Below are 17,554 nucleotides of genomic sequence, written 5' to 3'. Positions count from 1 at the left end.
TTTGGTGCCGGGCATTTTTATTTTGTGCGCCATCTCAAATTGCATATTGTTACGGCAAACACCGCGAGTTCCTTGATTTTCGCCTACCACTTCCAGCGCCTCGCCGCTAGAATGCAAACATCCTTGTCCCGCCAGACGCCTCTTTTGCGGCGCCAAAATTGCGTTCGGCAAACAGGTCGAGGACCAGTTGAATGAACAAAGGTCAGGAATAGATGCGGATATTGCTTAGCAATGATGATGGAATTCATGCTCCCGGCATCCAGACGCTGGCTCGCGCACTGCGTGAGTTTGCTGAGGTGCAGGTGGTTGCGCCCGATCGCAATCGTAGCGGCGCATCAAACTCTCTGACATTAGAAACGCCACTGCGCACTTTTACCCATGAAAATGGCGATATTGCGGTGCAAATGGGAACGCCGACAGACTGTGTGTTCCTCGGCGTGAACAAGCTTATGCAGCCGCGTCCCGATATCGTGGTTTCGGGCATCAACGCCGGGCCGAACCTGGGCGACGATGTCATCTACTCAGGCACGGTGGCTGCAGCGATGGAAGGGCGTCATCTTGGGCTGCCGGCGCTCGCCGTTTCGCTTAATGGGCATCAATATTACGATACTGCCGCATCCATAACCTGTACGCTGTTGCGTGCGCTATCACGTGCACCGCTGCGTACCGGGCGTATTCTCAATATCAACGTGCCCGATTTGCCTTTAGCAGAAATCAAAGGGTTTCGCGTTACGCGCTGTGGCAGCCGCCATCCGGCCGATCAGGTGATCTGCACTGAAGATCCGCGTGGCCAGCCGCTTTACTGGATTGGTCCGCCGGGGCAAAAGCTGGATGCGGGCCCGGATACCGACTTCGCAGCGGTGGATGCGGGCTATGTTTCGCTAACCGCGTTGCATGTTGATTTGACCGCGCATGCCGCACAAGAAGTATTAAGTGACTGGCTGCTCCAGGCTGAGGTAAAGCTGGCATGATAAACCGCCGCATCGAAACGCTTTTGGAGCAGCTACGTGCGCAGGGCATTCATGATGAATTTCTGCTGAAAGCCATTGCTGATGTGCCTCGGGAGCGTTTTATCGATGAGGCGTTTGAACACAAAGCGTGGGAAAACGTCGCGTTGCCGATTGGCATGGGGCAGACCATTTCACAGCCCTACATGGTGGCGCGGATGACCGCCTTGTTGGAGCTCACTCCAGAATCGCGCGTGCTGGAAATTGGCACCGGTTCTGGCTATCAGACCGCCATTCTGGCGCATCTGGTCAATCATGTTTACTCCGTAGAACGTATCAAAGGTTTGCAGTGGCAGGCTAAGCGCCGCCTCAAGCAACTCGATTTGCACAATATCTCAACGCGTCACGGCGATGGCTGGCAGGGATGGGCGGCGCGTGGTCCGTTCGATGCCATTATTGTCACCGCAGCGCCACCTGAAATTCCGACTTCGCTGATAGCGCAATTGGGCGAGGGCGGCAAAATGGTGCTGCCGGTAGGTGAGGATCAACAGGTGTTAAAGCGTTTGCGTCGTCAGGGCGATGAGTTGATAGAAGAAATCATCGAGCCCGTCCGCTTTGTGCCGTTGGTTCAGGGCGATCTTGCCTGAACCGTCACTACGCAATTCTTCACAACTGTTACATGGCACGGCACAGTTGATATTGTTACTATCCTTGTTTATCAATGCTAAAAACCGTTTTAAACGTTACGCGCAGTGGATAATGCGGTTAACGCCGTTACACATTTATATTCAGGGTTGCCATCACGGGGGATCAGTGAGCATGGGAAGCACAGCATTTCAATTACGCCGTTTGGCGGCACTTTCTTTGGTAGGTTTTTGGCTGGCGGGCTGTAGTTCAGGCGATAACACGCAGGCACCCATTAGCCAGGTTGGTAGTAACAGCGGCGACAGTGGAATGGCTTCAGCCCCCAGTGGCGGCATGATCTCCTCGCAAAGTAGCGGTGTGCCTGCGATGCCGAGTGGCGGAATGTTAAGCGGCGGCACTTCTTCAGCGCAACCGTCCGGCGGAATGGTTAGTGGTAATAATAATGTGGCCACCGAAAATGGTCGCATTGTGTACAATCGCAACTATGGGAATATTCCGAAAGGCAGCTACGGCGGCGAGACCTACACCGTTAAACGTGGCGACACCCTGTTCTATATTGCCTGGATTACCGGCAACGATTTCCGCGATCTGGCGCAACGCAACAACATCGCAGCGCCGTATGGCTTGAACGCCGGGCAAACGCTGCAGGTTGGCAACGGCAACGGCCAGACCATCACCGGTGGTAATGCGATAACCGTAGCGGATGCAACACAGGGCGGCGTACCTGTTACACCGAGTCAAACGCAAATTAAATCGACCCCTGTTGCACAGCAACCTGTTATTACGTATTCTGATGATTCGGGTAATTCGTCGGGTAGCAAATTGCTGCCGTCGAAAGGAGCAAATAATGTGGCAACGACCACAGCTCCGGTTGTCGCACCCCCTACAGTCAGCAGCACGACTAATAGCACAACTCCAGTGGGAAGCTGGCGTTGGCCGACTGATGGGAAGATCATCGATAACTTCTCCGCTGCGGAAGGCGGAAATAAAGGTATCGATATCGCCGGTTCGCGTGGACAACCTGTTGTCGCCACAGCTTCGGGAAGAGTGGTGTACGCAGGCAACGCGCTCCGTGGGTACGGTAATTTAATCATCATCAAACACAATGATGACTACCTGAGCGCCTACGCCCACAACGACTCTATGCTGGTCCGGGAACAACAGGAAGTTAAGGCGGGGCAAAAAATCGCTACCATGGGTAGCACCGGTACCAGTTCAGTAAGATTGCACTTTGAAATTCGTTACAAGGGGAAATCCGTAAACCCGTTGCGTTATTTACCGCAGCGATAATCCGGCAGAACCTTGGTTCTGCCCTTGGATCACGGGTAGGAGCCGCTAATGAACCAGAATACGCTGAAAGTTAACGATTTACATGAAGATGCGGAATTCGAGGAAAACAACGGAGCTGAGGTTTTTGATGAGAAGGCTCTCGTTGAGAACGAACCTGGTGATAACAACGACGTAGCGGAAGAAGAGCTGTTGTCACAGGGTGCGACGCAACGCGTTTTGGATGCGACGCAGCTTTACCTCGGAGAGATTGGTTACTCACCATTGCTGACGGCAGAAGAAGAAGTCTTCTTTGCACGCCGTGCATTGCGGGGTGATATTCCTTCTCGCCGCCGCATGATTGAAAGTAACTTACGCTTGGTAGTAAAGATTGCCCGCCGTTACAGCAATCGTGGTCTGGCGCTGCTGGATCTGATTGAAGAGGGTAATCTCGGCTTGATTCGCGCCGTAGAGAAGTTTGACCCAGAACGTGGGTTCCGTTTCTCAACTTACGCCACGTGGTGGATTCGACAGACTATTGAACGGGCGATCATGAATCAAACCCGTACCATTCGTTTGCCAATCCACATCGTTAAAGAGTTAAACGTTTATCTGCGTACCGCGCGTGAACTTTCGCACAAGCTTGATCATGAGCCGAGTGCTGAAGAGATTGCCGAGCAGTTAGACAAGCCAGTTGATGACGTAAGCCGTATGCTGCGTCTCAATGAGCGCATTACCTCGGTTGATACACCTTTGGGTGGCGATTCCGAAAAAGCGCTGCTGGATATCCTGGCCGATGAGAAAGACAACGGTCCGGAAGACACCACGCAAGATGATGATATGAAACAAAGCATCGTTAAGTGGTTGTTTGAATTGAATGCCAAGCAGCGTGAAGTGCTGGCGCGTCGTTTTGGCCTGTTAGGCTATGAAGCGGCAACGCTGGAAGATGTAGGTCGTGAAATCGGGTTGACCCGTGAACGCGTACGTCAAATCCAGGTGGAAGGGCTGCGCCGTCTGCGTGAGATTCTGCAGACACAGGGCCTGAACATTGAAGCACTGTTTCGCGAATAATTTTTACCGATAATGAAAAACGGTGACCTGATGGTCACCGTTTTTTTTCGCCTGCAGGTCAGGTTTTCTGACTGCTTGCAATATAGTTGCTGCCAGCAGTCATTTAGTGACTTCAGACCAGCGTCTTGAGGCGATAAATCCATTCCAGCGCCTGCTTAGGTGTGAGGCTATCAGGATCCAGTGCTTCCAGCGCATCCATCGCTGGTGAGGTTTCTGTCACCAGCAACTGCATTTGCGAACCTTCCACCGTTGATGCTGCAGAGCTACCGGACAGTGCTTCTAACTCCTTCAGCTTGTTACGTGCACGCTTGATCACCTCTTTCGGCACGCCCGCCAGCGCAGCTACCGCGAGACCATAGCTTTTGCTCGCCGCGCCATCCTGTACGCTATGCATAAAGGCGATAGTATCGCCATGTTCCACCGCATCCAGATGCACATTCACCACACCTTCCATTTTCTCTGGTAGCGTAGTCAACTCGAAATAGTGGGTAGCGAACAGCGTCATGGCTTTAATACGATTCGCCAGGCTCTCTGCACAAGCCCATGCCAGCGACAGCCCATCGTAAGTTGAGGTACCGCGACCAATTTCATCCATTAGCACCAGACTATTTTCGGTGGCGTTATGCAGGATATTGGCGGTTTCCGTCATCTCAACCATGAAGGTGGAGCGACCGGAAGCCAGGTCATCTGCAGCGCCGACGCGAGTGAATATACGATCGATCGGGCCGATGACCGTTTCTTCTGCGGGCACATAGCTACCAATCCACGCCATCAAAGCGATCAAGGCGGTCTGGCGCATATAGGTACTTTTACCGCCCATATTGGGGCCGGTAATAATCAGCATGCGCCGTTGCGGAGAGAGCGACAGCGGGTTGGCGATAAAGGGTTCTTTCAGCACCTGTTCAACCACCGGATGGCGTCCTGCGGTAATGCGAATCCCCGCTTTTTCTTGCAGCACCGGACGGCAGTAGTTTAGCGTCCAGGCGCGCTCGGCCAGATTGGCTAATACATCCAGTTCTGATAGCGCGGCTGCGCTGTTTTGCAGCGCTTCAAGGTGCGGCAGCAAACGGTCGAAAAGGTCCTCATAGAGGCCTTTCTCAAGGGCTAACGCTTTCCCTTTTGATGTCAGAACCTTGTCTTCATACTCTTTCAGTTCGGGGATGATGTAACGCTCAGCATTTTTCAATGTCTGACGGCGAACATAGTGAATGGGTACCAGATGACTTTGCCCGCGACTTACCTGAATGTAATAGCCGTGAATCGCATTAAAGCCGACTTTCAGCGTATCCAGCCCGAGTTTTTCACGCTCGCGAATCTCCAGGCGATCAAGATAATCGGTGGCGCCATCCGCCAGGGCGCGCCATTCGTCGAGCTCAGCATTGTATCCTGGGGCAATCACGCCACCGTCGCGCACCAGCACCGGCGGTGATTCAATAATGGCTTGCTCGAGCAGCTCACGCAGCTCGTTGAACTCACCCATCTGAGACCGCAGGTTAATTAGCTGCGTAGCCTCAACGCCTGCAAGCTGCTGGTTTAACTCTGGCAATTGTTGGAAGGCGTGACGCATGCGCGCCAAATCGCGGGGGCGAGCAGTACGCAGCGCGAGGCGCGCCAGAATACGTTCCAGATCGCCCACCTGCCGCAGCACCGGCTGCAATTCCTGGCTGAGTGATTGCAGCTCAGCGATAGATTCCTGGCGACGAGCAATAGTAGAGACATCACGCAGAGGCATATGTAGCCACCGTTTAAGCATACGGCTGCCCATAGGCGTGACGGTTTTATCCAGTATTGCCGCCAGCGTATTCTCGATTCCACCCGCCAGATTCTGAGTGATCTCCAGATTTCGGCGTGTGGCGGCATCCATAATCACGCTATCCTGCTGACGATCCATGCTCAGCGAGCGGATATGCGGCAGCGAGGTGCGTTGCGTATCCTTGACATATTGCAGTAAACATCCGGCGGCACGCAGTGCCAGGTGGGCCTGCTCGACACCAAAACCGCTCAGATCGCGGGTGCCAAACTGCAGATTGAGCTGTTGGCGCGCCGTATCGATTTCATATTCCCACAGCGGACGGCGACGCAGACCACGACGTTGATCAATCAGCGTCATCGCCTGGAAATCTTCGGGATAGAGTAACTCAGCGGGATTGGTACGCTGCAGTTCCGCCGCCATTGTTTCCACATCGCCCGGTTCACTCAGGCGGAATCGACCAGAGCTAATATCTAACGTCGCGTAACCAAAGCCGCGCTGGCTCTGAAAGATAGCGGCCAGAAGATTATCCTGGCGCTCTTGCAGTAAAGCTTCATCGCTGATGGTGCCGGGTGTAACGATACGCACGACTTTGCGCTCAACCGGGCCTTTGCTCAAGGCGGGATCGCCAATCTGCTCGCAGATCGCGACTGATTCGCCGAGCTGGACCAGTTTCGCCAGATAACCTTCAACCGCATGATAGGGCACACCCGCCATCGGGATGGGTTCTCCCGCGGATGCGCCACGCTTAGTCAGAGATATTTCCAGCAGCTGCGAGGCGCGTTTCGCGTCATCGTAAAACAGCTCGTAGAAATCGCCCATGCGGTAAAACAGCAGGATGTCAGGATGATCGGCCTTCAGGCGCAGGTATTGCTGCATCATTGGGGTGTGCGAGTCTAAATTTTCTATTGCACTCATCGGTTTGTGATGTCCATTCTCTTCATTTTTAATGATTTAGTGATTTTTATGGTTATCATTAGATTTCACGTTGTCTCATCGGATATCATGAAATCCTACATTTAAATGTAGGTTAAAGTGTAGCTTATCAACCTATGGCCTGGTAAAATATGGGCACATACAGCGCAACCTACATTTATGTTCATGACTGCATAAGGTGCATGATAACGGAGTCTTTATGGCAGGAAAACAAGAGGGAAAACCACTTTCGTTTAAAGCGGTAGAAATGATGAAGCCTGGCGACAAAGATAAGGCTGATGTAGGCGAAAATCGAGGCTTACGTGTCTCTTGTGGTGCTACTGGGGTTAAGTCTTTTTTCTACCGCTACACAAGCCCTCTGACTGGCAAGCTCGCACAGGTTAAAATTGGTAACTTCCCCCAAATTTCTCTCGCCGCTGCACGTCTTAAACTTCACGAATTAAAGCTTCTCCGACAGGAAGGCCGGTGTCCTGCGTCTGAGCTTAAGCAAGATAAGCTCCAGCGTGCGATTGAAGCTGAACAGGCTAAGATCCCTGAATTGACCGTACAGGGACTAGTTGAACTGTATCTTACCGAACGTATTGAGGATCGAAAAACGAAGGACGGAAAAATCATTCCCGGTGCCAGAAAGCCGAAAGGGCAGGCCGAGGTTCGTCGTACTCTCTATGGTGACGCTGTTAAAAGCTTAGGAACACGAAATGCTGCTGAGATTACGCGCCAGGATGTCATTAATTTAATCAATGGCATTGTAGCTCGAGGTGCAACCGTACAGGCAGGGAATGTACTGAGGGAGCTTTCACTCGCATATGAATTTGCAATTGGCCTTGGGCGCTTTGATGACAGTTTTGCGAATCCAGCATTGTTAGCAAAATCCAGCTTACGACAGACAAGAATCAAGCTCACAAATGGACGTGGAACACGGGTACTGAGTGAGGACGAGCTTGCAAAATTCCTTAAATGGCTTCCGGGCTCGGCTTACACGCCAACGATCAAAAACGTGTTACGTCTGACTCTCTGGACCGGATGTCGTACCGGTGAAGTCTGCAATATGGTATGGAAGGATGTTGATCTTGATAAAGGCACCATTCATCTTAGAGAAACCAAGACTGGAGTAGAGCGTTACGTTCAGTTATCGGATCAGGCGATCGACTTTCTCAAGGTTCTACGCCTTACCTCTGATAAATATCTATTCCCTTCGCAAGCCACTAAGAAGCCAATCCAGCAGAAGTATCTAACTGAAAACTCATGGCGTTTGCGTGAAAGCGGTCAAATGCTTGATATTCCTCATTGGACGCCGCATGACCTGCGTCGTACAGTACGAACGGGCTTATCTCGTTTGCAGTGTCCAAATGAGGTAGCAGAGGCCGTATTGGGGCATACACGTGGCGGCGTTGAAGGGATTTATAATTTGTATAAGTATGATGCTGAGTGTCGGAAGTGGTTGCAGGTATGGGCTGATTATTTAGATAGTCTGCAATAAGTTTGGTCTAATATTTTTTCTAGATGTACAAGATTCTATTTTAAATCAACATGTTATGATGGGTGAAGGAATTAAAACTTTAATAGGCCCGTTTTAGTTCCAGGCATTTTTTGAGATCCCAGCCAAATGATGGTGTTGTCGATATTCCTCCGGCGTAATATTGTTCAGTGATTCATGCGGGCGTTCACAGTTATATTCTGACAACCCCCTTTCCGTGATTTCCTGCACTTCATTCAGCGTTCTGAACAGATAAAAATCGAGTATTTCTGTACGATACGTCCGGTTAAATGCTCAATAAAAGCGTTCTGCGTCTGCTTACCCGGCTGGATAAACTCCAGTCTTACTGCATGTTTCTCTGCCCATTCAGCCAGTGCCAGGGAGATAAATTCCGGGCCGTGATACCTATTGAATGTATCTGGTTAGCGTTTAAGTCAGCCATTTTCGACAACTTGTAGTGTCTGTCACAAGTGGAGAAAATCAATGAACACTCCTGTTAGCAATGTCAGCATTTGGGGACACTGATTGCCTTGGATATCTCTAAAAAACATCATGATGCGAAAATTCGGTACCCTGATGGACGAGCGTTTTATCTGCGTATCGAAAACACACTGGAAGGGTTCAACCGACTGCTTGCTCTCACCGCTTCACCCCATGACAGTATTATCGCTGCCTTTGAACATACCTCTGATTATCATCGCAACATCGCATGGTGGTCCCAGCTCAGGGCGGTCCAACGGCTAAACCTGCGACACCGTTAATTGTGTTAAGTAACGGTGAAGAATAAAGTCATCGGCCTTGGCATGCTCTTCCATTAGCCGTTCGGTTAAGCGCACAGTCGGCTTTTGTATCAACAGCCACTGTGAAGCTATATAAAAAAGCGGGGCGACTCACTATTTCGCAAAATGTGCATTTTTTCCGACAATTATTCTCCTTTAAATTGGCTCGAATACCGGAAAATGATTGCGATGAAATTGCTCGATGCCGTACTGCCGTAAGGTCTCCAACCAGCGTTCGGCCAATGTGCGGCCTACCTTAAGCTCAAGCGCAGCCTCGCGCAGCAGCAAAAACTCGGTGCGTAGTGTCGTCGGCATGATGCCGGGGTCATCGGTGTTCACTAGAACACGCACAGGTCCTCGGCGCAATCCATAAAGGTTGGCCGAAGCGCCGCTTTCCAGCACCGATTCGTCTGGTGGATACCAGCGGAAAATCGGGTGTTCGGCGTGTGATTTCAGTCGTGCGATATAGACATTGGACGTCGGGTTCGCCTCGATGATCAGCCCCAGCTTATCGTATTCAGTTAGTAGCCAGTCTTGCAGCGCGTGCATAAAGTCCAGCTCGGCCGGGGTGTCGATATCTTTCAGAATGTCTTCATCAATCTTACGGCCAAACTTGGAATTAAATCCACCATGTGCAGCCGCTTCATCTCCCATGCATACAATCACCAAAGGCACATTTGTAATTTTCTCCAGCCATTTATGCCGTTCCTTATAAAGCTGGCTCGCCAGCGTACTGCTCTCGCTCAATTCTTGATGATCTGGCAAAGCGCACAGCTCTTGCGAAGTGATTTGCCAGCTATCACCAACCTCATTTAGGCGAAAGTGACAATTACGACGTAGCCACCATGCCTGATACAGATCATCCGGTGTCGCATGACGCAAAGGCGCATCATCGCAACCGGCAGCAGAATTCAGCCCCGCCTGCTGGCTAGACGCATCTACGTCCATCAAATCCGGCACCTGCCACCAGCGCGACAAGCGCCAGAAACGCGCAATACGACGCTCGAACAGGGGCAATACCTGCTGCGCCAGCGGCAGTACGGCACTCAGCACACTTGCGTGATGCCAAAGCCACACCAGATTATCCAGATGCTCGTCCAGTGGCAGTATCATCTCGCCTTGCCGTGCAACCCACTTTTTCGGGACTATGCCCAGCGCTAAGGCGTGGCCCAGCCGGTCGCCTTCACGCATCTTACAAAAATGTACTGTCTCGTCTATATGGCGCATGCCCGATGCCGGATGGGCGTAATCCTCACCGGCATGAATACTCAGATGAAAGCCGGTGCTGGCACGTTCGCCATCCGACAGTGGTTTGAAGCCGCTACGCAGCCAACGCAGTACTGGCGCAAACCATTCAATTTTTAATGCGTTTTCATCACCTGCCACATCTAACCCACGAAACCATCTAGCCGGTTGGAAATGGAAATTTTGATTCTGTTTGCCGCCTAAAAACTCGGGTGCGTTCCAGCCGGAAGCACTTTGTAGATTGCGTATCAGCTTTTCAGCCTCTTTCCACAACTTCTTAAGATCCGGCCTGGGGCGCTGATTTTGCTTGTGAGTTTGTGAACGAAAAAAGTGGCCACAGAATTGCCAGCGTTCCAGCGCCTGCATGGCGGCCAAAGCTTGCATATCCAGCAGGATATCAGATTCACCAAAAATGTAGGGGGGGCTTGGCAAGGACAAACTGGCATTTGCAAGCAGGCCGCCAGCGATCTTGCCGACAAACGCCGGCTTAAATGCCAGCGGCGCTGACTTGATCTCTGCCACATCAGCACGACCTGCCCACAATCGGCGCATATTCCCTTGATAGTCGCCACCCCTACCGAGCCCTGATTGATAGTAGCGCTCGGCAAAGCGTGTCAGCCCTTGCCCGTCCATTATCAGATTACTACGCAGCTGGTTCACGGTCTGCCAGAAACACAAGATGGCCGCGCGTTGCAGTGGATGGGTATCAGGTTGGCAATAGCGGCGACAAAGATAGACATACAGCCACAACCAGCGATTGGCATCGCCACGCTTCATTGCCAATGCAAACTCGCTCAGTAGCCAATCCGCACTACCAACGTTGGTAGTATGTAGGCTAGCGGCAAGCAAATCCCAGTCTGGCTTGAGGGTAGAGGAGTGCATGGCAAGATTGAGCCGCGCCAGATGCTGCGGCCAACCTTCCGAACAACATGGCTGATTGTCCTTAGTATTTTGGGGCCGCTTGGTCTGCTCGTCGGATTCCAGCAACAACACCAACAGTTGCCGCGCGCGCTGCAACAGAGTCTCCAAGTTGTCGTGCTGCTCTCTCTGCCACTGACTTGCATTGTTGCCGAGTCTTAACTCGTCACCCGACAGCAGATAATCGTCGAGAATCGCGCAATCGGTTGTGATGCCCCAGAAATGCACATGCCCCTCGGCAAACGGTAGTGATGGGTTTCCAGATGGGGCGAAAAATGCAGTCTGCGCGGACACCACGCGGCGGATGTCGTGTATCGGTGGCAGAGGCATGTCATTCAGCCACTGTGCTAAATGCCAGCCGGCCAACAACGTAGGGTCCAGCCCCGCTGCAAGGCGCACATACGCCTGCACCTCACTCTCAAGGTAGCACAGCAAGTCGCCATTGCGCTGCAATAGCCTCTGTTGTAGCTCGTCCAGCCACGGCAGTTTTGGCGTCAGCAACAAGTCACCATCAAGTATGCGCCCCATCAACTGGCGCACATCGGTCAGCCGGTGCTCGCGAGGATGGCGCGCCTCCAAGCCCTCTACTAGCAAATGATATAAATCATCCTGCAGTCGATGCCAATGGTCAGACTCCAGACCGTCAGCTGACTTTAGCAAGTGCTGCCACAGTCGTGCGGCTAATCTTTCATCGCCAAAAAAACACTCAGCGGCGTGTTCAGTCAAGGTGCGCTGGAGCATTACTCTGGTTCCTTGTCCTGACCTTGTCCTGTCAGCTGTATATTAGGTTGCGGCTGATTTGACGAATTTGGCGCTGGTTCTTTAGACAATTCATCAAAAATCTCTTTTAGGAGTTTTGCGTACTTGCTATCACCTCCGAAATTAGCTGCCATATGATCATATATCGAACCTAATTTTTCTATTTGTTTTCTAGCTTGTGTTTTTATTGTCGTTTTATTTATATTCTTGGCGGTGATGCCAAGCTCTTCTCTCAAATGTTTTTCAGCTTTAGCCTCAAGATTTTCCTCAGACTTAGGCCAATCCAAATTGATTACCTCATCAATCCACTTCTTCAACGGGTGCTCTGCAAGCACAATGCTGACAGCCCTTAAAGAATTATTTTTATCAAAAGCTTCCAGTATTGGTTTGACGTTGACATTAAACTGGTCATTGCTTGTGTAATTTTTTAGATTTTCAGGATTAATGTTGGTCGTTGCTATTACATTAGGCAAGCCAAACAGCTCACCCTTTTCAAAACTACCAAAGGCAAACCAAGTTGCATAGAAACTGTGAGCTACCATATTTAGCGCCGTTCTGATACGTTTCATGCCATTTGGCACATACTCATCACTCGCCACTTGGCTATAAACTTTATTAAACACCTTGTAAACCAACCATGGCGCAAGATCAATTTGATTAACATGACAGGTCTGCCGCCACATTTCTATTTCTTGATGTAGTCTCTCTGCTATCAAATTTATATCGTACTCTGCGTTTTGAAACTCTTCCGACCCTTCATCACCACCATTGGACTTATTTTCTTTTTCGTTAAAAGTGATTGTTTTAGTAGGTGCCAGTGCTGCCGTAGAAAAGAAAGGAGCCCGCCCCATGATTGCATGAATTTCTTCGACCGATAGCGGACCGACAATGCTGGAAATTAACAACTCAAACACCCGGCCTATATTCAGCAGCATGGTTTTCTTGGCGTTGGTGTAAAAATTATTCTGTGCCAGCAAGGAAATCAAAAAGCTTGCCTTTTTCCTTTGCTCGACTTGCAAACCTTGTATTGAAAGGCTTTGAATCTCCTTGATGTAATCCCACCCTTTGCTTGAATTTACCCCAACTTCTGCCACTGGATACGGCAGAATAGTTTTCTGAGATTTGATACCGGCCAACCACTCTTCAGGCAACCGTCCATCCAATAAAATCGGCCAAGCAGAAAGGTCATCCGCCTTGTCGAAAAGCTCAAAGTTGGCAGTAGCATGTTTAAGGGGCTGGAACAAGGGGGTGTCAAGAAGGCTGCGATGTTGTGAGGATGAGGATTCGAAACACTCTTGCCAATGCAGTTTGGCAAGCAATATCAGATAGGCTGCACCAGCTTTAGGTTCAAAGCAGAAGTAATTCACCAGATTATGTGCAAACTCATTTCTTTTCTGCTTCGCTGCTTTATCAGCTTCATCCTGAAGCTCCGTTGTTTTATCAGCCTCATCCTGAAGCTTAGGAGGCATTTGCCAACTAATCCGCACCTTCAGTTCATCCTTAGCAGTACGAATTTCAGCTGGCAATTCCAGAATAAGATCATGGCAATGCCTGATTAATTGCGACAAGGCACGGATAGAAGGTATTGGCAACGAGGGACGACTACTTTCAAATCCATTCACCGGGCCAGTCAAAAAGATCTCCAGCCAAGAAATGAAGTTAGCCAAAGGCATTGCATCATTTGCATTGCCGAGAGTAACTCTAGTGTCAGCCGCCTCTTCTCCAACTGGCCCCCACTGCCAATAACTGCTGACTTCCGGCATGGTCAAACGGCGAGGGAAAGGCAGGATCTTGCGTTGATACTCTGCTGCTAATTCTACGGCCCTTTCATAGGCTATTGTGCGACGGTAGCTGGAATCTTTGGTGAGGCGGCCATGAAAATCGCGCCAGGTTACCTCATCGTAAAGTGATCGATCGCCACAGACGATGGGCAACACATGAGGTGTAGCTAGATAACGTCGTACGATTTCGAGGTTTTCAAATGCACGATTCAACGAGGTATCGACATCGTCGATCGGAAGGATCAACAGCTGTTTGTCCAGCAAGCTCAACACTTCGCGGAAAAAATCTTGCACGCAGTCGGCTAGCTGTTTGTTGCTGTACATGGCACGTACCTTGTCCATGCCGTGACGTTCTTGTTGTGTCTCGACCGATTCCAGCGATTGGGCGAGCTTCTCCAGCGTCTGGTTCAGGCTACGGGCATTATTCGGTGTAATCCGCTGCTGTTCTTTGACATCATTATCGTGAAGCACAGCGGCGACGATGATGTGTAGGAATAACGAGTCGCCATTTTCCAACAGAGTCGGGTCTACCGGGTCAAGAATGTGGACATCTTTCAAGACGTCCCGATCTTTTAGATAGCTTTTCAGATTTACCAATACAGCAGTTTTACCAGTCCCGCGTGCGCCATCTATCGAGATGGCATTATGTTCGCGCAGCTCATTTAGCGATCTGCCTGTGGCGGCTTTTGCCTTTTGAACTGCTTCAATAATCATCCGTGCCAGCGGTTCATAAACCTCACCACGAGGCAGAAGGGTGTTAGCGTCGGGCAAAACGGCGGATTCGCCAGTATTGAGGGGGATGTATCGCTTGTTCTGGCTCATGATCGGCACCTGGCTAGCGGATTTCTATAGGGCAAAATTAGGACCTTATTCTATCACGACAAATGCAAAAGACATTTACTGAACCGTACCTGTAACCCTTAAAACTAAATTATTTGAGAGGGGTAAAGGGGCTGGCTCTCTCGTGGTGCTCACCGTGCCATAAACGAACGGTACTCTATAAGAGAAAGGTTAACTGAAAGATGCGCCTAAGGCGCTTGTTATAGTGTCCCATCAAGGCGCTAAATGGACTGACCCCACCCCGTTAGACGACCCTGCTCTATAGTTGGAGTGACTTGTGAACTGGTTACGTGATCTTCCGTTGTGGAAAGTCGATCTCACATCTGGTACTTACAGACGGGTGCAGGAACTTTATAAATTTCTCCCCTTATTTGCTTAAAGTAATCCGACTAAGCTGGTCGCTATTCAAAACGTAGAACCGATGAAGAATCAATAAGGAACGGATCATGGCTGCACAGACTTTTACGGAATTACAGATAAAGCACATGCTTGAGCAGATGGGGTTTACTTTTGACGAAAATGGTTTGAAAACCCTATTGCAGCATAAAGACACTCTTTTACAGCGCAGCGTACTGGGCGGGAGCGTCATTGGTGGCGGTGTAACCTTGCAAACGCAGGAGTATATCTACCATCGTTATCTGTCCGATGAACAAAAGCGAGTGATCTACGGCAGTGGCTATGAAATCGGTAGCTCACAACCTATTCCTGATTCCAGCGAGAAAGCGTTTCATATCTACCTTGCACAAACTTATGGAGGTGCTGATGTCGCCGATCTGGTGAAAAAGATAAAGAAGAATATCGCTGTACTGACCGGTATTCCTTTTAAGGTTTTCCTTGAGAAAGACCGTAATCTGGCGTTTAAGGTGGTCACACTTTTCTATCGTATTTGCCGGGTTTACCGTCCGCAGATCTTCCGTTTACTGAAAGTTGAAAGTACCGATAAAGCGAATTTTGAATTCAGATCCGCGTTCCCGCAGCAGCATGAGCAAAGTGAGGAAAACTCTGCTGTACTGGCGGAAATCCTTGGCCATTTAACCTTTTCCATGCCAAAAACTTACGCAGAAGAGGCATGGCGTATTTCGAGTAATCTCACACTTACATGTGAAAAGATGGCTGTTTATGTAAAAAGTGAAATCGATGGTGAACGGCATGACCCAGACCATTATTCACGTAATAACATTAACGCAGCCCTAGGAATGATACTGGAAAAAAAAGCAATTGAACCCGCCTATGATCGTCTCGATTTTTTGCTCTATGCTTCGCTGGCGCTGCAGGAATATTCAGTGCGGAAAAATTCGAACCATCTTGTTATGCAAGCCGTTTATAAAAACCAGCTACAGTTGAGAACATTGCGTTGTGCAAAGGTGCCTTCGTTTTCTGATAAAGATGTTCTCACTTTCCTTACCGGAAAAGCTGTTACCCGCGTTAAACCTTCGCTGGAGAAGCAGGCCGGTTTTGTCGAAAGTATAGTTCTCCATTACGCTCGCGATCTCACAGGGCCTTTGCCCAAAATGAATAAGCAGATAATAAAAGCGCTGATCCTGCATGACGAAAAGTTAGGCGTTCGTATTCCATCGGTGATGACTGGAACGGGGAATGTTCAGCAATCTGTAACTTCTATTTTGAAAGACGCAGAGCGATATGCCAGATCTGATCCTGAAGGCAACTATCCTGATCTGCGGCGTTACCCTGAGGCGTTATTACTTTATTGGGATATGCGTTATCACATGGCAGTGGAAGCGCTATTATCAAAGCAAGTCGATGATGGTTTCCAGAAAATGTTGTCCATTGCTGAGTGGGAACTGCGGGTTGATACCCAACTGATTGAATATCTCAGATTCAGCGGTATTGAAACCTATCAGTCTTTACCGAGGATAGCGGAAAAGTTTATGCACCAACTCGGCTATAAACAGGGCAAAGTGACCATTTTTACTGACTAAGCTGGCATAACGCCGATGAGGAATTTACGTATGGCTAATCTTGAGGAAATGAGCATCAAGGCAATACTGACCGACACGATCAAAAAACAGATTGATGACGGTATGGTGAAGATAGAGGGGTTACAATTACGTGATTCTCGCGGGAGATTTACTACGCCACTAAACACACTCATGGTGAAAGAGGATCTCAAATATTCACCGGCGCTGATGGTGCAATTTCAGAATGAGTTTTTGGTGACTTTGTCAGTTATCAATCGCGATATACGCTCAGGGTTTCGTGAGCAGAGTGAAAAATTATTCCGCATTGAGCGCAAACTGGACCAAGTGATAAAAAATGATATGGACAGGCTCAATGCAGATGTGAACTTTTTTTTCTCCGAGGTCGCTGATCTCGATAAAGATGACAGTGAACGCGCAATGCAACTGCTAGTAAACGGAGGGAAAACGGCAGCTTTGCTCGCACAAAAATTGCGTCAGTTCATGGGTGAGTATATTGATGGTATGACGTGCCGAAACGGCTACAATGTTGACTGCGCCGTGACCTATGGTGAATTTAAATGGGGGGAAGCGAATAAAGATAAATTCTACTGGCGATCCAGAGGCATTGTGGAATATCCGCGTTTTAAAGGCTCTTCTGCAGAGGTTTATACCAATGCTTTTTTGGAGATGCTCAACAGTTTGAACATCCTAAGTTTGGTTCACCGAGGTCGTAACACGCCAGACTATTTGACTAATCTAGAGGGGATAAAGAACGAACTGATGCGATTACTGAAAACGCTTGCCGTGGAAGATCTGCAAAAGGAATTCGTCGAGGGATACCCTGGTTTCCGAGATATGTGCTACCAGCTCTGCCCCGATTATAATGACGTTCAGCGGCTCAAATTTCGTGGCAACCCAGAGGCAGAACGCTTGCGTGCCTATTTCAGCGAGTTTTCGTCTGATCAACTAGCGGTAAGAGGGCGTGTGAAAGGTGATTCTCCTGTGTCTCAAGATGAGAATCTGCATTGTGCGATAACGGAAATTCTTAATATGCTGGAGAGTATTGAGAACCTGAAAATGCGCGCCTCGTCATTGCCAGATACGGCAGAAGAACGGGAGCAGGCTATCTTGGTATTGTCTGATAAATTTTACCTTGCGCGCTAGTATCTGGATAGCGCGAAACCGAATTTGATATGAGGTCTCCCGGACAGGTCTTTATTG

The 17,554-nt window shown here is 49.6% G+C and carries 10 protein-coding genes and 2 pseudogenes; 8 read left to right on the top strand and 4 right to left on the bottom strand.

Annotated features, from left to right (window positions below):
• The first annotated feature begins 212 nt into the window (after positions 1-212).
• From surE to rpoS, 4 genes are all read left to right on the top strand, one after another.
• Entirely contained in the window at positions 213-971 is a 759-nt protein-coding gene (gene surE / locus WH298_RS05045) for a 5'/3'-nucleotidase SurE (protein ID WP_180822354.1), read from the top strand.
• On the top strand, positions 968-1,594 hold the full coding sequence (locus tag WH298_RS05040; protein ID WP_007893253.1) for a protein-L-isoaspartate(D-aspartate) O-methyltransferase: 627 nt from the start codon (positions 968-970) through the stop codon (positions 1,592-1,594). The genes surE and WH298_RS05040 overlap by 4 nt, the downstream gene beginning before the upstream one ends.
• Before the next feature lie 172 nt (positions 1,595-1,766).
• Positions 1,767-2,882 (top strand): murein hydrolase activator NlpD, encoded by a 1,116-nt coding sequence (gene nlpD, locus WH298_RS05035; RefSeq protein ID WP_007893255.1) that lies wholly within the window; start codon positions 1,767-1,769, stop codon positions 2,880-2,882.
• A 48-nt stretch (positions 2,883-2,930) separates the two neighbouring features.
• The gene (gene rpoS / locus WH298_RS05030) at positions 2,931-3,929 is read left to right on the top strand and encodes an RNA polymerase sigma factor RpoS (protein ID WP_007893257.1); all 999 of its coding nucleotides are present in this window, start codon (positions 2,931-2,933) and stop codon (positions 3,927-3,929) included.
• A gap of 112 nt (positions 3,930-4,041) precedes the next feature.
• Here rpoS and mutS read toward each other — a convergent pair whose 3' ends face one another.
• A complete protein-coding gene (gene mutS, locus WH298_RS05025; RefSeq protein ID WP_180822353.1) occupies positions 4,042-6,597 on the bottom strand; it encodes a DNA mismatch repair protein MutS in 2,556 nt (851 codons plus the stop codon).
• A 217-nt stretch (positions 6,598-6,814) separates the two neighbouring features.
• Here mutS and WH298_RS05020 point away from each other — a divergent pair, with 217 nt between their 5' ends.
• Positions 6,815-8,095, top strand: a complete 1,281-nt coding sequence (locus WH298_RS05020) for a tyrosine-type recombinase/integrase (protein WP_180822352.1) — start codon at positions 6,815-6,817, stop codon at positions 8,093-8,095.
• A gap of 93 nt (positions 8,096-8,188) precedes the next feature.
• On the opposite strand, the pseudogene WH298_RS05015 reads toward WH298_RS05020, so the two are convergent.
• A pseudogene (locus WH298_RS05015) lies at positions 8,189-8,493 on the bottom strand (integrase core domain-containing protein); the annotation flags it as partial.
• A gap of 82 nt (positions 8,494-8,575) precedes the next feature.
• Between WH298_RS05015 and WH298_RS05010 the strand changes: the two are divergent.
• Positions 8,576-8,829 (top strand): annotated as a pseudogene (locus WH298_RS05010) (IS110 family transposase); the annotation flags it as partial.
• 198 nt (positions 8,830-9,027) lie between these two features.
• On the opposite strand, the gene rdrB reads toward WH298_RS05010, so the two are convergent.
• Together rdrB and rdrA are read right to left on the bottom strand one after the other, a co-directional pair.
• A complete protein-coding gene (rdrB, locus tag WH298_RS05005; protein WP_180822351.1) occupies positions 9,028-11,775 on the bottom strand; it encodes an antiviral RADAR system adenosine deaminase RdrB in 2,748 nt (915 codons plus the stop codon).
• Positions 11,775-14,396 (bottom strand): antiviral RADAR system adenosine triphosphatase RdrA, encoded by a 2,622-nt coding sequence (gene rdrA, locus WH298_RS05000; protein WP_180822350.1) that lies wholly within the window; start codon positions 14,394-14,396, stop codon positions 11,775-11,777. The genes rdrB and rdrA overlap by 1 nt, the downstream gene beginning before the upstream one ends.
• Before the next feature lie 464 nt (positions 14,397-14,860).
• Between rdrA and WH298_RS04995 the strand changes: the two genes are divergently transcribed.
• Both WH298_RS04995 and WH298_RS04990 read left to right on the top strand, forming a co-directional pair.
• Entirely contained in the window at positions 14,861-16,354 is a 1,494-nt protein-coding gene (locus WH298_RS04995; RefSeq protein ID WP_180822349.1) for a hypothetical protein, read from the top strand.
• A 30-nt stretch (positions 16,355-16,384) separates the two neighbouring features.
• Positions 16,385-17,497 (top strand): hypothetical protein, encoded by a 1,113-nt coding sequence (locus tag WH298_RS04990; protein ID WP_180822348.1) that lies wholly within the window; start codon positions 16,385-16,387, stop codon positions 17,495-17,497.
• The last annotated feature ends 57 nt before the right edge of the window (positions 17,498-17,554 follow it).

The sequence above is a fragment of the Pantoea nemavictus genome (genome assembly GCF_037479095.1).
GTDB lineage: Bacteria > Pseudomonadota > Gammaproteobacteria > Enterobacterales > Enterobacteriaceae > Pantoea > Pantoea nemavictus.
The sequence above is the reverse complement of the archived record's forward strand: the minus strand, read 5'-3'. Positions and strand labels throughout refer to the sequence as shown.